20 protein-coding genes are annotated in these 20,108 nt (G+C 64.3%); 8 read left to right on the top strand and 12 right to left on the bottom strand.

All coding sequences use genetic code 11. The features are described from left to right. Positions 1-100: 100 nt before the first annotated feature. On the bottom strand, positions 101-379 hold the full coding sequence (locus V8683_RS20455) for a DUF1488 family protein (RefSeq protein ID WP_411193584.1): 279 nt from the start codon (positions 377-379) through the stop codon (positions 101-103). Positions 380-475: 96 nt separating this feature from the next. Further along, positions 476-1,168, bottom strand: a complete 693-nt coding sequence (locus V8683_RS20450; RefSeq protein WP_411193415.1) for a universal stress protein — start codon at positions 1,166-1,168, stop codon at positions 476-478. Positions 1,169-1,667: 499 nt separating this feature from the next. Here V8683_RS20450 and V8683_RS20445 point away from each other — a divergent pair, with 499 nt between their 5' ends. After that, positions 1,668-2,507, top strand: a complete 840-nt coding sequence (locus V8683_RS20445) for a universal stress protein (protein ID WP_411193416.1) — start codon at positions 1,668-1,670, stop codon at positions 2,505-2,507. Between the two features lie 112 nt (positions 2,508-2,619). On the opposite strand, the gene V8683_RS20440 is transcribed toward V8683_RS20445, so the two are convergent. From V8683_RS20440 to V8683_RS20425, 4 genes are all read right to left on the bottom strand, one after another. Continuing rightward, a complete protein-coding gene (locus V8683_RS20440; protein ID WP_411193417.1) occupies positions 2,620-3,309 on the bottom strand; it encodes a CBS domain-containing protein in 690 nt (229 codons plus the stop codon). Between the two features lie 202 nt (positions 3,310-3,511). Beyond that, the gene (locus V8683_RS20435; RefSeq protein ID WP_411193418.1) at positions 3,512-3,868 is read right to left on the bottom strand and encodes a zinc ribbon domain-containing protein YjdM; all 357 of its coding nucleotides are present in this window, start codon (positions 3,866-3,868) and stop codon (positions 3,512-3,514) included. A 420-nt stretch (positions 3,869-4,288) separates the two neighbouring features. Further along, complete coding sequence (locus tag V8683_RS20430; RefSeq protein ID WP_411193419.1) at positions 4,289-5,953, bottom strand: hypothetical protein; 1,665 nt, start codon at positions 5,951-5,953, stop codon at positions 4,289-4,291. Positions 5,954-6,281: 328 nt separating this feature from the next. After that, a complete protein-coding gene (locus V8683_RS20425; protein WP_411193420.1) occupies positions 6,282-6,509 on the bottom strand; it encodes a hypothetical protein in 228 nt (75 codons plus the stop codon). Positions 6,510-6,952: 443 nt separating this feature from the next. Here V8683_RS20425 and V8683_RS20420 point away from each other — a divergent pair, with 443 nt between their 5' ends. Genes V8683_RS20420 through V8683_RS20410 form a run of 3 tightly spaced genes read left to right on the top strand, consistent with a single transcriptional unit; the run spans position 6,953 to position 9,394 of the window. Continuing rightward, a complete protein-coding gene (locus tag V8683_RS20420; RefSeq protein ID WP_411193421.1) occupies positions 6,953-8,008 on the top strand; it encodes a Rieske 2Fe-2S domain-containing protein in 1,056 nt (351 codons plus the stop codon). A gap of 22 nt (positions 8,009-8,030) precedes the next feature. Continuing rightward, entirely contained in the window at positions 8,031-8,201 is a 171-nt protein-coding gene (locus V8683_RS20415) for a rubredoxin (RefSeq protein WP_411193422.1), read from the top strand. Continuing rightward, on the top strand, positions 8,198-9,394 hold the full coding sequence (locus V8683_RS20410) for an NAD(P)/FAD-dependent oxidoreductase (protein WP_411193423.1): 1,197 nt from the start codon (positions 8,198-8,200) through the stop codon (positions 9,392-9,394). The genes V8683_RS20415 and V8683_RS20410 overlap by 4 nt, the downstream gene beginning before the upstream one ends. A gap of 202 nt (positions 9,395-9,596) precedes the next feature. On the opposite strand, the gene V8683_RS20405 is transcribed toward V8683_RS20410, so the two are convergent. From V8683_RS20405 to V8683_RS20395, 3 genes are all read right to left on the bottom strand, one after another. Next, entirely contained in the window at positions 9,597-10,517 is a 921-nt protein-coding gene (locus V8683_RS20405; RefSeq protein WP_411193424.1) for a LysR family transcriptional regulator, read from the bottom strand. Between the two features lie 247 nt (positions 10,518-10,764). Then, positions 10,765-11,241, bottom strand: coding sequence for a molybdopterin-dependent oxidoreductase (locus V8683_RS20400; protein ID WP_411193425.1), 477 nt, complete (start codon positions 11,239-11,241; stop codon positions 10,765-10,767). Between the two features lie 149 nt (positions 11,242-11,390). Continuing rightward, positions 11,391-11,999, bottom strand: a complete 609-nt coding sequence (locus V8683_RS20395) for a M24 family metallopeptidase (RefSeq protein WP_411193586.1) — start codon at positions 11,997-11,999, stop codon at positions 11,391-11,393. A gap of 262 nt (positions 12,000-12,261) precedes the next feature. Between V8683_RS20395 and V8683_RS20390 the strand changes: the two genes are divergently transcribed. The 3 genes from V8683_RS20390 to V8683_RS20380 all read left to right on the top strand — a co-directional run bounded on the left by V8683_RS20390 (position 12,262) and on the right by V8683_RS20380 (position 14,517). Further along, the gene (locus V8683_RS20390) at positions 12,262-12,897 is read left to right on the top strand and encodes a LysE family translocator (RefSeq protein WP_411193426.1); all 636 of its coding nucleotides are present in this window, start codon (positions 12,262-12,264) and stop codon (positions 12,895-12,897) included. A 130-nt stretch (positions 12,898-13,027) separates the two neighbouring features. Beyond that, on the top strand, positions 13,028-14,098 hold the full coding sequence (locus tag V8683_RS20385) for a DMT family transporter (RefSeq protein ID WP_411193427.1): 1,071 nt from the start codon (positions 13,028-13,030) through the stop codon (positions 14,096-14,098). A 29-nt stretch (positions 14,099-14,127) separates the two neighbouring features. Then, positions 14,128-14,517 carry an SRPBCC family protein gene (locus tag V8683_RS20380; RefSeq protein ID WP_411193428.1) on the top strand — a complete coding sequence of 130 codons (390 nt, stop codon included), beginning with the start codon at positions 14,128-14,130 and terminating at the stop codon, positions 14,515-14,517. A 7-nt stretch (positions 14,518-14,524) separates the two neighbouring features. On the opposite strand, the gene V8683_RS20375 is transcribed toward V8683_RS20380, so the two are convergent. Next, positions 14,525-14,740 (bottom strand): DUF3079 domain-containing protein, encoded by a 216-nt coding sequence (locus tag V8683_RS20375; protein ID WP_411193429.1) that lies wholly within the window; start codon positions 14,738-14,740, stop codon positions 14,525-14,527. 639 nt (positions 14,741-15,379) lie between these two features. On the opposite strand from V8683_RS20375, the gene V8683_RS20370 reads away from it, so the two are divergent. Next, the gene (locus V8683_RS20370; protein WP_411193430.1) at positions 15,380-17,623 is read left to right on the top strand and encodes an NADP-dependent isocitrate dehydrogenase; all 2,244 of its coding nucleotides are present in this window, start codon (positions 15,380-15,382) and stop codon (positions 17,621-17,623) included. Between the two features lie 67 nt (positions 17,624-17,690). On the opposite strand, the gene V8683_RS20365 is transcribed toward V8683_RS20370, so the two are convergent. Both V8683_RS20365 and V8683_RS20360 read right to left on the bottom strand, forming a co-directional pair. Further along, positions 17,691-18,464, bottom strand: coding sequence for a slipin family protein (locus tag V8683_RS20365; RefSeq protein ID WP_411193431.1), 774 nt, complete (start codon positions 18,462-18,464; stop codon positions 17,691-17,693). Then, complete coding sequence (locus V8683_RS20360; protein WP_411193432.1) at positions 18,461-19,975, bottom strand: NfeD family protein; 1,515 nt, start codon at positions 19,973-19,975, stop codon at positions 18,461-18,463. The genes V8683_RS20365 and V8683_RS20360 overlap by 4 nt, the downstream gene beginning before the upstream one ends. Positions 19,976-20,108 lie beyond the last annotated feature (133 nt).

The raw sequence follows: 20,108 nt of genomic DNA, 5'->3' as shown, positions 1-20,108 counted from the left end.
AACAGGTTGCGTTACGGGTTAACAGCCCCTACGAACTCTTTTTGAAACCGTTTCTTAGTGCCATCATGCGGATCTCCGTCCCGTGCGCGGAAAGTGCGCGCTACCTGCCATAAACCCTGAAAACACCGCTATGCAGCAAGACCGACGCGCCGCGCGTCGCTTTGATGAGCGTGGCCGCCGTCTCCTCGATGGCGCGGCGATGGGTGCAAAATGCCTCGACGAGATCCGCCTCGCCGATCGATGACGCGCCGAAATGATCTTCGAGCGCCTCGGCGGTAATGCCGCACTGGATTCGCTCGCCGTCGACCTCGGCGGGAAATACCAGCGTGTAGCACTCCGAATCGTATGCGGGAACCGTCCGCGGAAACGAAATGTCCATAACCTGCCCCCTTGCCTGTGCCGACGGCAAGCCATCTGCTTGCCAATTCAATTCAGGATAAGGTCGGGCAGGGGGCGGCCGTTGACGCATATCAACTCAATGCACACCGTTCGCCGCCGCGGGGCCCGCGCGTTGCGACGTCTGTGGCACGAGCAGCAGCGGCAACACCGTGCGCTGCACAACATCGGCCGCGATGCTGCCGTAGCGCTGCCGCCCGCTCGCGTGGCCGCCGCGCGGCCCCAGCATCAGCAGGTCGGTATGCCACCGCCGTGCCGCCTCCGCGATTGCGTGCGAGACGTCATCGCTGTCGTGCCGCGCCTCGAGGACGACGGCGTCGAAGTCTTCGGGATGCAGCGCGGCCACCGGATCGCATGCGAGATAAGCCACCCGGACCGCCACACCCGGCGTGGCAATCCGCGCGGCTTCCCGGACGGCGAAGGCCGACTCGGCGCTCCCGTCGCTCGCGACGAAAATGCGCCGCGGCGGCACCTGGCATCGACGCGCGAAAGGCGTGGGCAACGCCAGTACCGGACAGTCCGTCGAGCCCGCAAGCAAGACCAGGCTATCCGGCGAACCGATCGCCAGTTCCGCCTCGGAGCCACGCACTGCGCACGCAAGCGCTTCTGTCTGCGCGGCACCAGGCTCCGCCTGAAGGATCTCGTTGTCCGCCTCGATTCCGTGCCGCGCGAGTGTTTCGCAAGCGGCGTCGACAATTGCGGCCAGACTGATCCGTCTGTACAGGAACCGGGCATTCCCGGACTCGTTGTCCTCATTCGGGAGCGAGGACACAAGACCTGCAATATGAACTCGCGCGCCTCTTCGCGCCCAACCCGCCACGTAGCCGAGCAGCGAAGCGGCATGTTCGCTCCCGGTCATCAGGACAACGATGCGCGAGTACGGCGCAACGACCGGCGTATACGTTGATTTTTGGCCCCAACGCCTCATTCTTGACTCCCCCGCTCGATGCGCACCGCCGCCCCGTCATGGCTTCAGATTTTTATTCGATCTGCAGGCGCTTTGGCCCGGCAGGCACCTTTTCGGCATGTGCCTGCACCTTGCTTGCTGCATGTCGCAACGTGCGCCGTATTCAATCTAAGAACACCCGGATTTTTCCGATTGATCTGCCTCAATGTCCTGGCTTGTGTGCCGCGCTCCGGCGCCATTCGTGCCCCAACAGACGCTTGACTTGAATCAACGGTGAAGGACTGCCCGTTTCTAGACTCATATCACTTCGTTGCCCGCGTTGGGCTGGGCCGCGATCGCTCCCCTATCGTGCTGGAGATCTGCCATGACCTACAAGACCCTGACGGTTCATCTGGATACGAGCAAGCGCGTCAGCGCGCGGCTTTCGCTCGCCTTGAAGCTCGCGCGCACGTACGGCGCGCATCTGAACGGACTGTTCGCCGCCTTCGAGCCGCAGCCGCGCGAGTTCTACGTCATGGCAGGCACGGCCGGCTACTACGACGAACACCGCAGACTCCGGGCAGAACAGCGCGGGGCAATCGAGCGGCTGTTCCACGCCGAGCTTGCGCGCGCGCAGGTCGAGGGAGGGTGGATTGCCGCCGACGCGGACCCGATCGCCGCCCTGACGCAGCACAGCCGGACCGCCGATCTGACGATCCTCGGACAAGCCGATCTGAACGATCCGGGCGCCTACGTCGCCGACCGCTTCGCCGAGACGGTCATCCTGGGCGCCGGCGGACCGGCGCTCGTCATGCCGCATACCGGCAACTTCGAATTGATCGGCGAGCACGTGCTCATTGCGTGGAACGGCAGCCGCGAGGCGGCGCGCGCCGTGCACGACGCGATTCCCTTCATCGCGCGCGCCGCACGCGTCACGATCGCAGCCGCTTTGACGACCTTCACCCCCGATCCCACCCAGGCTTCGTGCACGGATCTGGCGGCCATGCTCGCGCGCCATGGCGCGACGAAGGTGAACATCGCCCACTTCGACCGCCACACCCCCGAAACCACGGGCGACGCCCTGCTCAGCTACGCCGCAGAGGGTGGCTACGACCTGCTCGTGATGGGGGCCTACGGGCACGCGCGGCTGCAGGAAATGGTGCTTGGCGGCGCGACGCGCACGGTCCTGGCCACGATGACGCTTCCGGTGCTGATGTCGCACTGAACCGTCATGAACGCGGTTCCCGCTTTCCCGTATCGGCAAACGCAAATCGTCGGAGTTGAAGGCCAGCCGTCCGGGAATCGCACGCTCCCCGGCGGCCAACCCGCGCCGGCTTTTACATGGGCGCGAAATACGTGGGATAGCCGAGATGATCCTCAATGCCCTTCACGCCGGGGACGCGTTCGGCGCAAACGCGTATGGCCTTGCGCTCCTCCTCGGAATTCACCGTGCCCCAAAGGTGGACAACGCCGTCCTTCACGACGACGTTCTCAGCCGCCATGGCCCATCGATGGCCGCCAAGCGCATGCAGCACGCTCTCGCGTAGGGCTGCGTCGGCAGCCACAACCTCGGGACCGGCCTGCGCCGCGCGCGCCAGAGCGCTCACCAGGTTCGAGCGGCTCACGATGCCGAGCAATCTCCCATCGGCGGTAACGGGCACACGCTTGATGCGATGACGTTCCAGCACGTCGGCGACTTCGGCCAGCGACGCGGTCGGGATCACGCAGACGACATTTTCCGTCATGAGGTCGCCGACCTTCAATGCATGTTCCTTCAGGTACTCTGTCGCGAGCTTCCGGTTCGAAAACAGGAACTCGGCCAGCCACGAACGCTGCGGCTTGCCCGTTCCTGTCTCGACGCGGCGCAGCAGATCCCCCTCGCTCAGGATACCGACGATGTTTCCGTCTTCGTCGACAACCGGCAACCCGCTGATGTGATGCTGCGCCATCAAGGTCGCGGCTTCGTGAACGGTCGCGGTGGAAAGTACTGAGACGACGTCCGTCGTCATGATGTCCGATACTTGCATGAGCTTCCTCCCGGATATGAACCAACACCTGGACGCCACTCAATGTAAGCTTCGGAGCCGGTGTTATCTTGATATTGATCAATCAAGACCGCATGGAGCGAAACCCGCACCTTCATCTTCCAACGACAAAATAGAGACTTTCCATCCCGACGGAATCAGCACAGCCGCCACCAGGCAATCTCCAGTCTCGTGACGGCCTTCGTCACACCTTCCTGACAAATTCGGACTTCAGACTCATCGCGCCAAAGCCATCGATCTTGCAATCGATATCGTGATCGCTGTCTACGAGGCGGATGTTCTTCACCTTCGTGCCCATCTTGATCACACCGCCCGAGCCCTTCAGTTTCAGGTCCTTGATGACCGTGACGGTGTCGCCGTCCTGCAAGATGTTGCCTGCCGAATCGCGATAGACCTTGCCGGCCGTTTCAGCCGGATCGGCCGTTGCGTTCGTGGCTCCGTTCGCAGCCCATTCGTGGGCGCACTCCGGGCAGATGTAGACGTTTCCATCTTCGTACACGAACTCAGAATTGCATTTCGGGCAGGGAGGTAATGCGCTCATGTGTTATTCCTGGTGCCAGGCCCTGGCGTTCGCCACCTGGTGAGTCACGGATGCCGGCAAGCATCGCGCGAGTTGGATAAGGCCCGACAGATTCGTGGATCAGGAACCGCTCGGACATGATAATCAAATTATAATATATCCCGGGCACCGGAAGTGGATCGAGTCGCCCCCCGGCCTGACGGCACACGCCTCATGGAATTCCGGCGTGCCCCCGGCAGAGCGCGTTCGTCATCGCCCGCATGAGGAATTCACGCAGCAACGTGTCACATCACGGCACGGAAGAGGAAACGGAAAGGAGGTTCGCGCAGCGGAGGAGCGTGCGTGTGGACACGAAAGGCCACACGGTCTGCACGCGGTAGCGCGATTACTGCACGCCAATCGGGCGAACCTCCGCCCAATCGGCGTTTCATTCGACTACGCTCAGAACGGCTGGCCGAAGAACCCGCCCGGCGCCAGTTGCACGCCGCGCAGCACCTCGCCGAAGCCGGCGGTGCGCAGCGTGACGAAGTGCTCCTGCGACGTGCCGGACGTCGACGTCTTGCTCAGTACGTCACGAATCGCGACGAGGCGGTTCGGGTCCGCGCCCGTGTCGCCGTTGCCGCTCGTCGTGGAGGTGATCGCCCAGATCGTGACCGTGCCGTCGTGGTCCACATGACCCGTCAGGTTACGCAAGCCATCCGTGGCCGGCGCCCAGGGCAGGCCCGTCGCGGCGTTCGTGCTGGTCGGATAGCCCGGCACCGTGTACGGCACGCCGAGATCCAACCCGTTCTGCAGCGTGTATGCGAGCTTCCACGACTTCGAGCCTGCGTTGTACACCCACTTCTGCAGGCCGGCGGTGGTTTGCATCCTGGCGTGCGTATAAAGATCGGTGCCGCCCGCATAACCGTCGCCTTCGTCGGCGACATAGAGCGTGGTCGCGTTGGCGAACCAGACGCCGAACGGATAGGCAAGCGTCGTCGCCGTCTTGTTCGGCGTGGACGGGAAGCCCGCGAGGATACACACGTTGTTCGGCAGGCCGTTCGACTGCAACGTCGCTGAGTTGTAGGCGAGCGGCGTGGTCGGCAGCTTCGCGCCCGCCACCGGTACGCCCACGCCCGACGGGCATGCCGTGCCCGTCGTGTCGACGAAGTACACCGTGTTCACGCCGTTGCTGCCGCTGCCCTTCGTGAAGTACACGACGTTGTTGTACACGGTCAGGCCGCGGAAGTTGTCGTCCTTGCCCACCTTGTCGGCCTTCGCGCCGAGCTCCGTGACCGAGAAGCTCGCCAGCGGCGTCGGCGTGGTCGGCGACTGTTGCGCCTCGTGCTGATTCGTCGCCTCGATGAACTGCGAACCGGCACCGAGAATCACGTTCGTCGGCTGCGGATTCGAACCGTTGCCCGCGTTGCCGACCGTGTAGTAAAAGCCCTGACCGTTGCTGTTGTTCAGAACCGCGGCGCGGCCGTTGTTGCCGCTATAGGCGTTCGTTTCCGTGAAGGTGAAATGCCCTGCGCCGTCGAGCCGCGCGACGGCACGATAAAACGCCTGGCCGTCCGGATTCGTCGGATCGTTCGCACCCGGCGTGTTCGCGTTCGACACGTCGATCGTGTTGACCGGTGCGACATAACCCATGAACGTCAGATAACGTCCATCGCTGGAGAGATTGAGCGCAAGTTCGGACTTCGAACTGAAGCTCGTGACCATCTGGTCGCCACCCTCGCTCGGATGCAGATTGTTCGGCACTTCCAGCGTGCGAACGACCTGGCCGCCAGGCGTGATGGTGTCGAGGAAGATTCGAGCCGTGACGCCGAAGCTCGCATCGTAGAGCACGTTGTTCCAGACGTAAGGATACGTCCCGTCATTCGTCGCGCCGTTACCGGCCGAGCAACCGGCCTGCGTGTTCTGGCAGTTGGGCGGCAGCACTTCGCCCGTCTGCACGTTGCTCGAAACGTTGTCGTACACGCTGCGGCTTACCACGAGGAAGCCGGGGCCGCCGAAGAACGGGCCCGGCATCTGGGCAAAAACACCGGTGCTGGCGAGAGCGAGGAAAAGAAGCGAAGCGCGAGTTGCGCAACGGGGAAGAAAGCGGGGGGATGCGATGGCCATCTGTAACGTCTCCGTAAAGGATTTGAGAACATCTTGTTCGGACGAACGGGAGGTCAATCAACGTTACGGTAACGGCACCGCGTGAAAGTTTCGTTGCAGTCGTGTAAGGATTCCATAATGGTGCTATGAAAGCTTGAGCCTGCAATTTGATCAGGAAACCTTATTGAAAATCACGCCCTCCCGGCTGGCGATTCGGGCGGCGACAATCTCGCGCCGCAAAAAAACAAGCCGCGGTCGAAGACCGCGGCTCGATTGCAAACTTCACCAATCAGCATGCACTACCTACCGGCCGTCCCGTCGCCCCCCGGCTCGAGCTGGCCGCCCGGAATCACGCCTGCGAGTCGGAACTGTCGGCCTGCTGGGCGCTGTCGTCTGCCGGCTGTTGCTCGTCTTCCTTCTTCTTTTCGACCATCGACTCCAGCGCGCCCGCGCCTTCAAAACCCGCCACGGCCGCCGCGGCCTTCGTCAGGAAGCCCGCGTCCGAATCGACCTTCTCCGTCGCCTCCACGGCAGCTACTGCGCCGGCAACCTTACCCACTTCGTCCAGAATGCCCATACGATCCTCCACTTGAATGACTGACTCGATCCGCAGACTCGCCCGCACGCTCACTACACCGTGCCGGCCGCTACCCTTCGCACGCCTTCGCTGAACGCGCGTGAGCGTCCATTCTCGGCGTCCGGAGCGCGCGCATCAATCACAATTCACACAACGTGACAATATTTAACTATTGAAATGTTGCGATGCGTCAATCATCGGACTAGACTGGTTTTTGTCTCCTCCATGTCTCCACTGACATGGTTCAAGCCCGCCCCGCAGCGGGCTTTTTTTCGCCCCCGAACGGTGCAGCGAGTCCGGGAAACCATGCCTGTCCTTACATAGACTACATGACCGGTAAGGGATGGGATGAGCGCTCGCAACTGAATATCGTTGTGCACACGGCAAGGTCGAAGCCATCGACCAGGGCGCCGTGATGAACGCACACGATTCAGGAGACGCGCATGACTCAACCCCAGGTGATCACGCTGACCCGTTCAGGGTCGCCGGCCACGCCACGCAACTGCACCTTCGACACCCGCGACTGGGAGATTCTGAGCCGCTACTGGCATCCCGTCGCCTTTGCGCATGACGTGGCCGAAAAACCGCTCGGCGTCACGTTGCTCGACGAGCCGCTCGTCCTGTTTCGCTCAGGAGAACGGATTGTCGCGGCGCGCGACGTTTGTCCCCATCGCGGCGCGCCGTTGAGCCGGGGGTGGGTCGACAACGGCAATCTCGTTTGCCCGTACCACGGCCTGGAGTACGGAGCGAGCGGCAAATGCAACCACATTCCCTCGCAGCCCGAAGGCCCGATTCCCGAACGGCTTTGCCTCACCACGTACGCGGCGCAGGAAGCCTATGGCCTCGTATGGGTCTCGCTCGGCGGCGGCGAGCTGCCGTTGCCCGATTTCCCGGCGTGGAACACGGAGGGATATCAGCAGATCCTCCCGCCCTCGATCGACATTCGCGCCTCGGCGGGACGGCAGACAGAGGGTTTTATCGACGTCGCGCATTTTGCCTGGATCCATCACGACAGCTTCGCGGACCGCAGGAATCCCGTGGTTCCGCAATATTCGGTCGAGCGGCGCCCCAACGGCCTGCGCGCCGAGTACGCCAGCACGGTGAGCAATTTTCCGAAGTCGATGCAGCATCGCGCGCCGGAAGGCTTCCTGTGGCGCCGCGTATTCGAGGTCGACGTGCCGTTCTTCGCGAGGCTCACGGTCCATTTCCCCGAAAACGGACGACTGGCGATTCTCAATGCCGCCAGCCCGGTTTCGGCACGCCTCACGCGTCTCTTCGTTCCGATTGCACGCAATTTCGACCAGGACTTGCCGCTCGACGACGTCTACGCGTTCAACCGCCAGGTGTTCGAGGAGGATCGGGCCATCGTCGAACTGCAGTGTCCCGAGGACCTGCCGATCGACCGCGCTCAGGAAGCGCCGATACTCGCGGACCGTTCCTCGGGCGCCTACCGCCGCGCGCTCGCGGAGATCGGGCTCGGTCAATCGTATGTCCGTTGATGCGGGCCAGAGAGGAGACGCGATGAAAATCTGGGAATGCGTAATTTGCGGCTTTCGCTACGACGAAGCCAAAGGGTTGCCCGACGAGGGGATTGCCCCGGGCACGCGCTGGGAGGATGTCCCGGACGACTGGATGTGTCCGGACTGCGCGACGGGCAAGCACGACTTCGAGATGCAGGTGGTGACGGCATGACGCAAAACATACACCCTGCTACCCGATCCGATCCCGTCGTGATCGTCGGCACGGGCCTCGCCGGCTATACGGTGGCGCGTGAATTGCGCAAGCTCGATACGCAAACGCCCGTCGTCATCGTGAGCCGCGACGACGGCAGCTTCTACTCCAAGCCCGCGCTCTCGAATGCGCTCGCGATGAAGAAGGCGCCACGCGAGCTGGCGAGCTTCGACGCCCAGACGATGGCCGCCCAACTGGGCGCGCGCGTCTGGACCCATCGCCATGTCGAACGCCTCGTGCCGGACGAGCACGCGATCGTCGTCGACGGGCAACGGCTGCGCTATCGCGCGCTGGTGCTTGCCACCGGTGCGGATCCGCGGCGCCTCCCGATGGAAGGCGACGGCGCGGGGGACGTCCTGTCCATCAACGATCTCGGCGACTACGCGCGCTTTCGCGAGGCGCTCACGTCGTGCCGTTCGGTGGCCATACTCGGCGCGGGCCTGATCGGCTGCGAATTCGCCAACGATCTGATCGCGGGCGGCCATGCGGTCAGCCTGATCGACCCGGCCAGTGCGCCGCTCCCGCGGCTGCTGCCGGCCGAAGCCGGCGCGGTGTTTTCCCGCGCGTTATCGGAGGCGGGCGTGGACGTGCGGCTTGGCTGCGGAGTCACCGCGGTTTCCCGGCGTGATCCCGGTTATCGGCTGACGCTGACCGACAGCGCTTCGCTCGACGCCGATATCGTTGTGTCCGCAATCGGTCTCGTGCCGAGAACGGCACTGGCAAGCGCAGCCGGCTTGCAGATCGAGGGTGGCATCAGCACGGACGCCTGGTGCCGCACCCGCGCGCCGGACATCTACGCGCTCGGAGACTGCGCGGCGATCGAGGGCCGCGTGCAACCCTATGTACTGCCAATCATGCATGCCGCGCGCGCACTCGCCCGAACGCTGTGCGGGACGCCGACGCGCGTCGAGTTCCCGCTCATGCCCGTTGTCGTCAAGACCCCTGCCGTGCCGGCCGTGGTAGTAACGCCCGCGGCGCAGGACGGACACTGGACGGTCGAGTTGGCCACGCAAGATCCGCCTCACGCGGTACGCGCCGTTTGCGAAAGCAAGGAGACGAAGCGCATGACCGGCTTTGCCCTGCTGGGCGCCGCAACCGCAGACAAGGCCGCGCTGTTGAAGCGGATGACGGCGAACGCGTGCGCTGAGGCTTAAGTCGGGCGCGCGGCAGAGTCACGACAACCGGATGCGGCCAGGGCCCATCCGACAACAGGCCGTTTCCGCTGACCGCCCCCTGTTGCGCGCTGTCGTCGTTGTCGGGTTTCTACCTGTCTACCGGATGCCGACGCCAGGCGTTTTCATACCGCGAGCCATGCTCGCGGTTTTTTTATGCCCACCTCCTCACGCTCCGCGACCTTCAGCGTGCGAGCCCCTTCGCGACACCGGCCACGAGATGGCGCAGCCAGATCGCCGCCGCGCTGCGATGCGTGCGGTCGTGCCAGAGCTGGTAATAAGTGAGTGCCTGCGGCTCGCCGGGAATGGGCTCCATCCTGAGCGGAAGCAGGTTGCAGTAGTGCGCGGCCAGTCCGCGCGTCGTCGTGAACAGCAGATTCGAACGCATCAATACGTAAGGGGCCATGCCGAAATACGGCAGCGTGGTCGTCACGTTCCTCGAAAGCCCGCTGCGTGCCAGCTCGATGTCGATCGTGCCTGGCCCGGAGGCGTGATGCGTGGCGACCGCCAGGTGCCCGGCTTCCTGATAGACCTCCCGGCTCAGCATGCCGGGTTTGACCGGATGCTCCATGCGCAGCAGACACACGAGGTCGTCCTTGCACAGCGGCTGCAGATGCAGATGCTCCGGCGGCGTGCGCCAGTTGCCGATCACAAGATCGAGCGCGCCGCTTTCGAGACTGTACTCGTAGCCCCCATCCACCATCATCAGATGCTGGAATTCGAGGTGCGCGCGCGGCGCCTGGGTATGAAACGCGTCGACGACGGCCGGCAGGAAGAACACGTCCAGGTAGTCGGGCGAACCGATATGGAAGGTCCGGCGCGTGGTCGCGGGATCGAATGCCGTCGTCGGGTGCAGCACGGCGGCAATACCGGCGAGCGCCTGCGCAGTCGGCTCGATCAGCGTGAGCGCGTGGCTCGTGGGCACCATGTGGCTGCCGCTGCGCACGAGCAGAGGATCGCCCGTCATCGTCCGCAGCTTGCGCAGCGCCACGCTGATCGTCGGCTGCGACTGGCCGAGCAATCGGGCAGTCCGCGAAACGCTCGATTCGGTGATGAGGGTATGAAGAACCTGCAGCAGATAGGAGTCGATAACTTCCCGGGACATGCGAACCGCCGTCGTTTTACGCCAATGTTTTACGCCTGTCTTTGATGTATACGTGGCGATACAACGATACGTCAATTCAGGGGAACTGCCTGGGTCAGGCGGGTAGGCCCATCCTGCCGGGTTCATAACGATGCGACCATCCGGACTATGCACGCTCTCACATGCCGCGCTCGACGTTTCAGTCCGGTACGCGCTCGACAGAGTGACGTTCGAGCATCGCACAAGGCGGAAGTGAATCGGGGCCGCGTCAGAGTGCCAGTACGCGAGCCTCGATGCGCGCGAGGCGCTTCACGTGCCGTGGCGCCGGCACGAGATCGGCGCCCGAGAACAGCACCGGAGCGCCGTCCTGCTCGTCGAGCGGGGCGCCACCACATTCGTAAGCGACGAGCACCTGCTCGCCCACCGGCGTATTGAACAATTCGTGCCACGAAAACGTCACGAAATAACCGTCGTGCCCCACCGCGAGGAAGACCATGCGCTTGAAGTCGCCGTGCACGTCGTTACGCAGGCCGGCTTGCCGGAGCAATTCGGTCAGGCGCACGCCGCGATACGACTCCACGGTGCGAATGAAGCGCTGCGTGGTGTAGCAGCGCAAATCGAAGGGCGCGCATGTCGCGCTTGGGTACTGTCGAAGCGCGTCGAGCGAAAGCGCCATCGGGCGCATGAGGCTACCGGTCAGAGATAGCGTGGTCGTCTGCTCGACGGAGGCCGGCGCGATGTCCATTCTCGTGTCTCCGGGCCAGATCCGGCCTTAAAGGGGCTCGATATAGTCCGTTGTATATTACGCCGGCGAGCGCCCCGGGACCAGTTCGACCCGAAACATATCGGTCATTCCGCTGCGTTTATGGCGAGTGCGAACGGACACAAACCCGGCTACGCAAGCAGGTCCTCGTAAAACGCACCGAATGGACGCACAGGATGGGCGATCTGGATTTCGAGGATCCACAAACCCGCCGCGGGTCCGGTATCGAGGTCGCCGAGGTTGCCGGCCTTGTAGAGAGCATGCGGGAAGTCACTGACGCGATGACCCTTGATGTCGACATTCAACCGCCAACCGTGCGCGTTGGCTCGCGCAGCGGCATATCCGTAGAGTTCGATCCCGCTGCAGCCCGTGCTGCGCCAGTGTTCGGCCACCTCGTCGTAGATGGTCTTCACGTCCCGGGCACAACGCTGCATCTCGGGATCGTCGCCGGTGACGAAGGTCGCTCCGGCGTCGCCTTCGTGCTGGTTCCAGACCACGCCCAGATCCACGAAGAAGAGATCGTTTTCGCCCAGAACCGGATCGCCCTCGGAGCGCTCCTTGAAAGTGCGCAGCGTGTTTTCGCCAACGCGGATCAGGATTGGATGCCAGATGCGGTCCATGCCCAGGCGCTGCAGGATCGATCTGGCCTCGATATTGGCTTCCGATTCGCGCATACCGGGTCGGATAGCGGCCGCGATCTGCCCGACAGCCTTCCAGGTCATCGCGCGCGCGTACTCCATGGCGGCGGCCGAGAATTTTTCTCCAACCGCCTCTTTGCTGCCGATACTCACCTGATATCGCTCCAGTTATCCCGCGCAAATGGCACAGAGAGCCTCGTGCCCAGGCATACAGGGGTATTCGCACGGTCCTGTCCGTGGACCTGTACTTTATCGCTATATTTTCTCGTATATTTCGATTCGTTGACAACCAAGACCGGGAGTCTCCGGCACGCTGGCGCTGGCATAATCCCCTCCTTCGCGCCAACCCCTGACCGCCGTCCCCATGAATCTGCATACCTGGTGGCTGTATTTCGCCACCGTCTTCGTCGTCTGTGCCATTCCCGGTCCCAACATGCTGCTCGTCATGACGCATGGCGCGCAGCACGGTCTGCGGCGCACGAGCGCCACGATGGCCGGATGTCTCTCCGCCCTCGTGCTGATGCTCTCGGTATCCGCCGCCGGCCTCGGCGTATTCCTGCAGGCGTGGCCGGCCATGTTCAACGCGCTGCGCCTGATCGGCGCGGCCTACCTCGTCTACCTCGGCATCAAAGCCTGGCGTGCCCGCTTACCGGACGAAACCCACACCGCCGACGCAGCCGCCGTCGCTGTACCCGCGCGCCACGCAGGCGCGCTCTATCGCAACGGCTTTCTCGTCGCCGGCAGCAATCCGAAGGCCATCCTCTTCGCGGCCGCCCTGCTGCCGCAGTTCATCGATGCGAGCCGCGCCACGCTTCCACAGTTCGGTCTGCTCGTCGCGACCTTCGCCGTCGTCGAAGTCGGCTGGTACCTGGTCTATGCCGCTTGCGGCACGCGCATCCGCGCGACGCTCAAGAGCCGGCGCGTCGCGAAGGCGTTCAACCGCCTCACCGGCGGCGTGTTCGTCGGCTTTGGAGCGATGATGGCGCTCGTGCGCCAATAAATGCGGCGACGGGGCGGCGCCGCGCCTCCGAGGACGCGCGGCGGCATGCCCATTCGCTGGCCGAGGTGATGCCGAGCCGCACAATGCGCGCGCGTAGAATGGCGCCCATCACCCTCTGCAGCACACTGTCATGACGTACCACAAGAACGCCATTTTCCAGGCTCTCGCCGCCGCCGCGTTGTTCGGTGCCACCACACCGTTCGCCAAGGCGCTGCTCGGCACACTGCCGCCGTTCATGGTCGCCGGACTGTTCTATCTGGGCAGCGGCGTGGGGCTTGCCATCGCCATTGCGTTACGGCGCGGCAGCCGTGCGGCGAACGGCTCGCGGAACGAAAATTCGCTGAAGGCCGCCGAGATCCCCTGGCTCGCCGGCGCGATCGCCGCGGGCGGCGTTGCCGGTCCCGCGCTGCTGATGCTAGGTCTTTCGAGCACGCCCGCTGCCACGAGCTCATTGCTGCTCAATCTCGAAGGCGTGTTCACGGCACTGATCGCCTGGATCTGCTTCCGCGAGAACGTCGACACGCAGATCTTTCTCGGTATGGCCGCCATCGTCGCGGGAGGCGTCCTGCTGTCGTGGCCCGCGTCGCATGCGGGCTTCGCCCCCGGCGCGCTGCTCGTGGCCGCAGCCTGTCTGTGCTGGGCCGTCGACAACAATCTCACCCGCAAGGTGTCCACCAACGACGCCATGGTGATCGCCTGCCTCAAGGGACTCTTTGCGGGCCCCGTCAACCTGGGTATTGCGCTTTCGCTCGGCGCCCACCTGCCCACCGCCGGCACGATGGCGGGTGCGATGGCCGTGGGCTTCGCGGGCTACGGTGTCAGTCTCGTGCTTTTCGTCGTGGCCTTGCGCGATCTGGGTACCGCGCGCACCGGCGCCTACTTTTCGGTCGCGCCGCTGTTCGGCGTCGCGATTTCGCTATTGCTGTGGCCGCAGCGTCCGGAGGCGACGTTCTGGCTCGCGGCCGCGCTCATGGCGATCGGCGTCTGGCTGCATGTTCGCGAACGACACGAACATGCGCATACGCACGACCCGCTCGACCACACGCATCGCCACCGTCACGACGCGCATCACCAGCACGCACACAACTTCGACTGGGACGGCACCGAACCGCATACCCATCCTCACCACCACGCCCCCCTCACCCACAGTCACGCGCATTACCCGGACGTGCATCACCGGCACTCGCACCGAGGTCGCTGAACTCACGGGTCTGCGAAGGAGATACCGCCATGACTACGCTGGTCCGTGAACTCACGCTGGATATCGATGCGGCCCGAGCCTGGGATGCGCTGCGCGATCCGGGCAACGCGGCAAAGGCATTTGCGGGGGTGCTCGTCGATGCCGTCTTCGACGGCAAGGTGCGCACCGTCACGTTTGCAAACGGCGCGGTAGTGGAGGAGCGCATCGTCGCGATCGACGAGCCGCGCATGCGCATCGCCTATTGCATCGGCGGCGGCCGTTTCGAGCACTATCATGCGTCGATCCAGATCTTCCCGGTGAGCCCGGGGCAGTGCCGCTTCGTCTGGTTTTGCGATCTTCTGCCGGATGAGGCGCGCGAGCGCGTGGAGCCGCTCATGGATGCGGGATGCGCCGCGTTCGTGCGCAACGTGGCGGGCTGAAAAGGTATCAGCCGCGCGGTGCGCCGGTGTCCTGCGGAGTCGTGGCGGGCCGCTCGATGCCCCAATCGCCGTAGTCGAGCCAGTCGTCGCCCAGCAGTTCCACGGGGTGCGGCGTTCGTTCCGCGCCGTTGCCGCAGCTTAGCGAAGAGGCGGCGCAATAGCGGTTGCAGCCCCAGCAGACGCGTTCGGGATGCTTCGGATAGAGCGGGAAAGTGCGGGCCATGTCGTAGTCGTTTCGGGATTTCGTGGACGAAATCCAATATAGGCCGCGGGTCCGATTCTTCCAGAGACGCATTGCCACAGCCAGCCCACCCTCATCTCTGCGAAACGAGATCGAGCGATGGATACTCAGACAAGCCTGGCCGCGCGCGAGGATGGTTTGACAGCGTCGCGCGCGGCCGACAGTTAGTTGCGTTATAGGGCAAATCCCAACGACCTCAATCGCCGCGGGCACAACGCCGCCGGCTGGCCGACCGTGATGATCGCCTGCTCGACTGGCGGCCCATTCCTTCCCTTTTTTACAAGGGTCCTTACCAGCTTGACGGAGAATCGGGATCGCAAACAAAAGAGCCTATACGCTTACCCGCTCGCGGCACCAATCCTCCCTGCCCCGTCGCGCGCGGCCAGGCGCTCCCGTGCACCGCCTTCCCCGCCAGACTTTCCGCACCTCGCCGCCCCGCCCCACCATGCGGGTTGAGCCTGGCCGCGCGCAAAACTGCGGTACGCATTTCCACAATATGAAATTTCTGGTCACGTCGGCCCCCGTCTCGCCTCGAAATCAGGCAAAATCCGGGTGTTTACGCCGACTGTGCACAGCCGGTGGTGTTACCACCCTGTTTTTTTGACCCCCGCCAAGAAGCCGATGAGTACCCAGCAACCCACCATCATCTACACCCTGACCGATGAAGCGCCGCTGCTTGCCACCAGCGCGTTTCTGCCGATCATCCGCACCTTCGCTGCGCCGGCCGGCGTGAACGTCGAGACCAGCGATATTTCCGTGGCGAGCCGTATCCTCGGCGAGTTTCCGGAATTCCTGACGGAAGAGCAGCGCGTGCCGGACAATCTGGCCGAGCTGGGTCGTCTCACGCAGCTTCCGGAAACGAACATCATCAAGCTGCCGAACATCAGCGCATCGGTGCCGCAGCTCGTCGCCGCGATCAAGGAACTGCAGGGCAAGGGCTACAAGGTCCCCGATTTCCCTGAAGATCCGAAGACCGACGAAGAAAAAGCGATCCAGAAGCGCTACTCGAAGTGCCTCGGCTCGGCGGTGAACCCGGTGCTGCGCGAAGGCAACTCGGACCGCCGCGCGCCGCTCGCCGTCAAGAACTACGCGAAGAAGCACCCGCACAGCATGGCCGAGTGGAGCATGGCTTCGCGCACCCACGTCGCGCACATGAAGCACGGCGACTTCTACCATGGCGAAAAGTCGATCACGAACGAGAAGGCGCGCGAAGTGCGCATGGAACTCGTGACGAAGAGCGGCGAAACCATCGTCCTCAAGCCGAAGCTTGCGCTCCAGGCCGGCGAGATCGCCGACAGCATGTTCATGAGCAAGAAGGCGCTGCTCGCGTTCTACGAAGAGCAGATGGAAGACGCGCGCAAGACCGGTGTCATGCTCTCGCTGCACGTGAAGGCGACCATGATGAAGGTCTCGCACCCCATCGTGTTCGGCCACGCCGTGAAGGTGTTCTACAAGGACGCGTTCGAGAAGCACGCGAAGCTCTTCGAAGAGCTCGGCGTGAACGTCAACAACGGCATGGTCGATCTGTACACGAAGATCGAGACGCTGCCGGAATCGAAGCGCGAAGAGGTGATCCGCGACCTGCACGCGTGCCACGAGCACCGTCCGTCGCTGGCGATGGTGGACTCGGCCAAGGGCATCTCGAACCTGCACGCGCCGAACGACGTGATCGTCGACGCCTCGATGCCCGCGATGATCCGCGCCGGCGGCAAGATGTGGGGCGCCGACGGCCGCCCGGCCGACACGAAGTGCCTGATTCCGGAAAGCACGTTCGCGCGCATCTACCAGGAAATCATCAACTTCTGCAAGACCAACGGCGCATTCGACCCGCGCACGATGGGCACGGTGCCGAACGTCGGCCTGATGGCGCAGAAGGCTGAGGAATACGGCTCGCACGACAAGACCTACGAGATCCCGCAAGACGGCACGGCGCGCGTTGTCGACAACGCCACGGGCGAAGTTATCGAAGCGCTCACGCAGCAAGTCGAGCAAGGCGATATCTGGCGCATGTGCCTCGTGAAGGACGCGCCGATCCGCGACTGGGTCAAGCTCGCCGTCACGCGCGCGAAGAACTCGGGCATGCCGGCCGTGTTCTGGCTCGACCCCTACCGTCCGCACGAAAACGAGCTGATCAAGAAGGTCGAAACGTATCTGAAGGATTACGACACGAACGGCCTCGACATCCAGATCATGTCGCAAGTCCGCGCGATGCGTTACACGCTCGAACGCGTGATCCGCGGTCTCGACACGATCTCGGTCACCGGCAACATCCTGCGCGACTACCTGACCGACCTGTTCCCGATCATGGAACTCGGCACGAGTGCGAAGATGCTCTCGATCGTTCCGCTGATGGCGGGCGGCGGCATGTACGAAACGGGCGCGGGCGGTTCGGCGCCGAAGCACGTGCAGCAGCTCGTGCAGGAAGACCACCTGCGCTGGGATTCGCTCGGCGAATTCCTCGCGCTGGCTGTCTCGCTGGAAGATCTCGGCATCAAGACAAACAACGCGAAGGCCAAGCTGCTCGCGAAAACGCTCGACGCCGCCACCGGCAAGCTGCTCGACAACAACAAGGGCCCGTCGCCGAAGACCGGCGAACTCGACAACCGCGGCAGCCAGTTCTACCTCGCGATGTACTGGGCGCAGGAACTGGCCGCGCAGAAGGAAGACGCGGACCTCGCGGCTCACTTCGCGCCGCTCGCGAAGGCGCTGGCCGAAAACGAGCAGAAGGTCGTGGCCGAACTGGCCGCAGTGCAAGGCAAGCCGGTCGATATCGGCGGCTACTACAAGCCGGACTTCGCGAAGCTCGCCGAAGTCATGCGTCCGAGCAAGACGTTCAACGCCACGCTCGAAACCGCAGCGAAGTAATCGCAGCGGCACCCCTGCAAACGCCCTTGCGGTTTTCCACCGCAAGGGCGTTTTTCATGGTTCCCGCTCAGCGCTCGCGTGGCGCGCCGAAACGGTCCACCAGCGCGGTCAGCAAATCGATCGGCAGCGGGAACACGATGGTCGAGTTCTTGTCGGCAGCGATCGTCGTGAGCGTCTGCAGGTAGCGCAACTGCATGGCCTGGGGCTGCAAGGCAAGCCGCTGCGCGGCCTGCAGCAATTTTTCGGAGGCCTGAAGTTCGCCTTCGGCGTGGATCACCTTGGCCCGGCGTTCGCGCTCAGCCTCGGCCTGCCGGGCGATCGCGCGCAGCATCGACTCGTTAAGGTCCACTTGCTTGATCTCGACCGTCGATACCTTGATCCCCCATGCGTCCGTCTGCGCGTCGAGGGTCTTCTGGATATCGGCGTTCAGTTGCTCTCGCTCCGCGAGCAACGTGTCGAGCTCGTGCTTGCCCAGCACCGCGCGCAAGGTGGTCTGCGCGAGCTGGCTCGTTGCATCGATATAGCGAGCGACCTGGATCACGGCCTTCTCCGGATCGACGACGCGAAAATAGACCACGGCGTTGACCTTCACCGACACGTTGTCGCGCGTGATTACGTCCTGCGCCGGCACGTCGAAGACGACCGTGCGCAGGTCGATCCGCACCGCCTGCTGGACGACGGGAATGATCAGCACGAGCCCCGGGCCCTTGACCTTCCAGAAGCGGCCGAGCATGAAGACCACGCCGCGCTCGTACTCGCGGAAGATACGGATCGCCGACACGACGAAGATCGCCGCCGCGACGATGAGAATGCTCGAGAACCCGAACGTGAATCCGATCATGATGCGTCTCCGCGTGATGGCCTATCGTCTAGCGGTGTCACGGTCAGCAGCAGACCGCTGCGGCTGGTCACACGCACCCGGCGGCCGGCCGCGAGCGGAGTGTCGCAAACCACGCGCCAGCGTTCGCCCCGAACGCGCGCCCAGCCCGTGGCCGGTGTCACATGGCCGGCTGCGCCGCGCGGCCCATCGGGCTGCACACCCTCGTCGATCACCTCGCCGATGCTGCCGACCATGGCCTCCGAACCGCTCGCGACGGGACGCCGCCGCGCGCGCAGCGCCACGCTCGACACCAGCGCCACGAACATCGCGCCGCCCAGCGCGAGGCCCGCGACAAGCGGCAGCGGAATGCCGTAGCCCGGCACGTCGGTATCGATCAGCATGAGCGCGCCGATGGCGAACGCCACGATGCCGCCAAAGCCAAGCACACCGAAGGTCGGCAAAAACGCCTCGGCGATGAGGCAGGCGAGGCCGAACACCACGAGGCCCAGGCCCGCGTAGTTGACGGGAAGCAACTGCATGGCGAAGAGGCCCACCAGCACGCAGATCGCGCCGGCCACGCCGGGCAGCACGAATCCCGGGTTGGCGAATTCGAAGAAAAGCGCGTAGATGCCGACGGTCAACAGGATCAACGCGACGTTGGGATCGGCGACGATAGCCAGCACGCGGTCGCGCCAGTCGGGCGCCACGATTTCGAGGGGAGCGTGCGCGGTCTCGAGCCTCACCGTGCCGGCCGCCGTCGTCACGACGCGGCCGTCGACCTGGCGCGCGAGATCGGCGGGGTCCAGTGCGATCAAGTCGATTATGTGCTGGGCGAGCGCTTCGTTGGCGGAAAGGCTGACGGCCTCGCGCACCGCATGCTCCGCCCACACCGCGTTGCGGCCGCGTAGCTGGGCGAGCCCGCGGATATAGGCAGCGGCGTCCTGCATGACCTTGCGGGTCTCCGTCGATGCCGCGTTGTCCGGCGGCGCGCCGGACGTGCCGGACACGCCCGACGCAGCACCCGCGCCCCCTGCTGCGCCGCCGCCCACACCGCCCACGCCTGATTGCACGGGCGAAGCCGCGCCGAGATTGGTGCCCGGCGCCATCGCCGCGATATGGCTCGCGTAGACGATATAGGTGCCCGCGCTCGCGGCGCGCGCGCCGCCTGGCGCGACGTATGCCGCGACCGGCACCGGCGAAGCGAGAATGGCCTTGATGATCTCGCGCATCGACGTGTCGAGGCCGCCCGGCGTATCGAGTTCGAGGATCGCGAGCGGCGCGTGCCGGTTCGCGGCACGTTCGAGCGCGCGAACGACGAAATCGGCGCTCGCCGGTCCGATCGCGCCGTTCACGGTCATGACGACGATGGAGGCTGGTGCGCCGGCTGCGGCGCGCGACACCGCCACAGCCGCGCAGACGGCCAGCAGCACGGCGAACAGGACAGCACGGGCAACCCGCGCCGGCAGCGGGTAATGCGGATGAGCGCGCAGCGCATGATGCGCCGCGGCAGATAGAGGACGATGAACGCGCATCGAAGCGTCCGAACAGTGCACAAAAGGGCACGCGCCCGATATCCCAAGATTAGGCGCTTTCGGGACAAAGCGCGAACCGGCCCACCGAGCGGCACGGCGGCGCCGCGGCGCGACAATCCGCCGGCCGGCGCCG

It is taken from the genome of Paraburkholderia sp. AV2, assembly GCF_054968425.1.
This window is presented reverse-complemented; position numbering and strand designations above follow the sequence as displayed.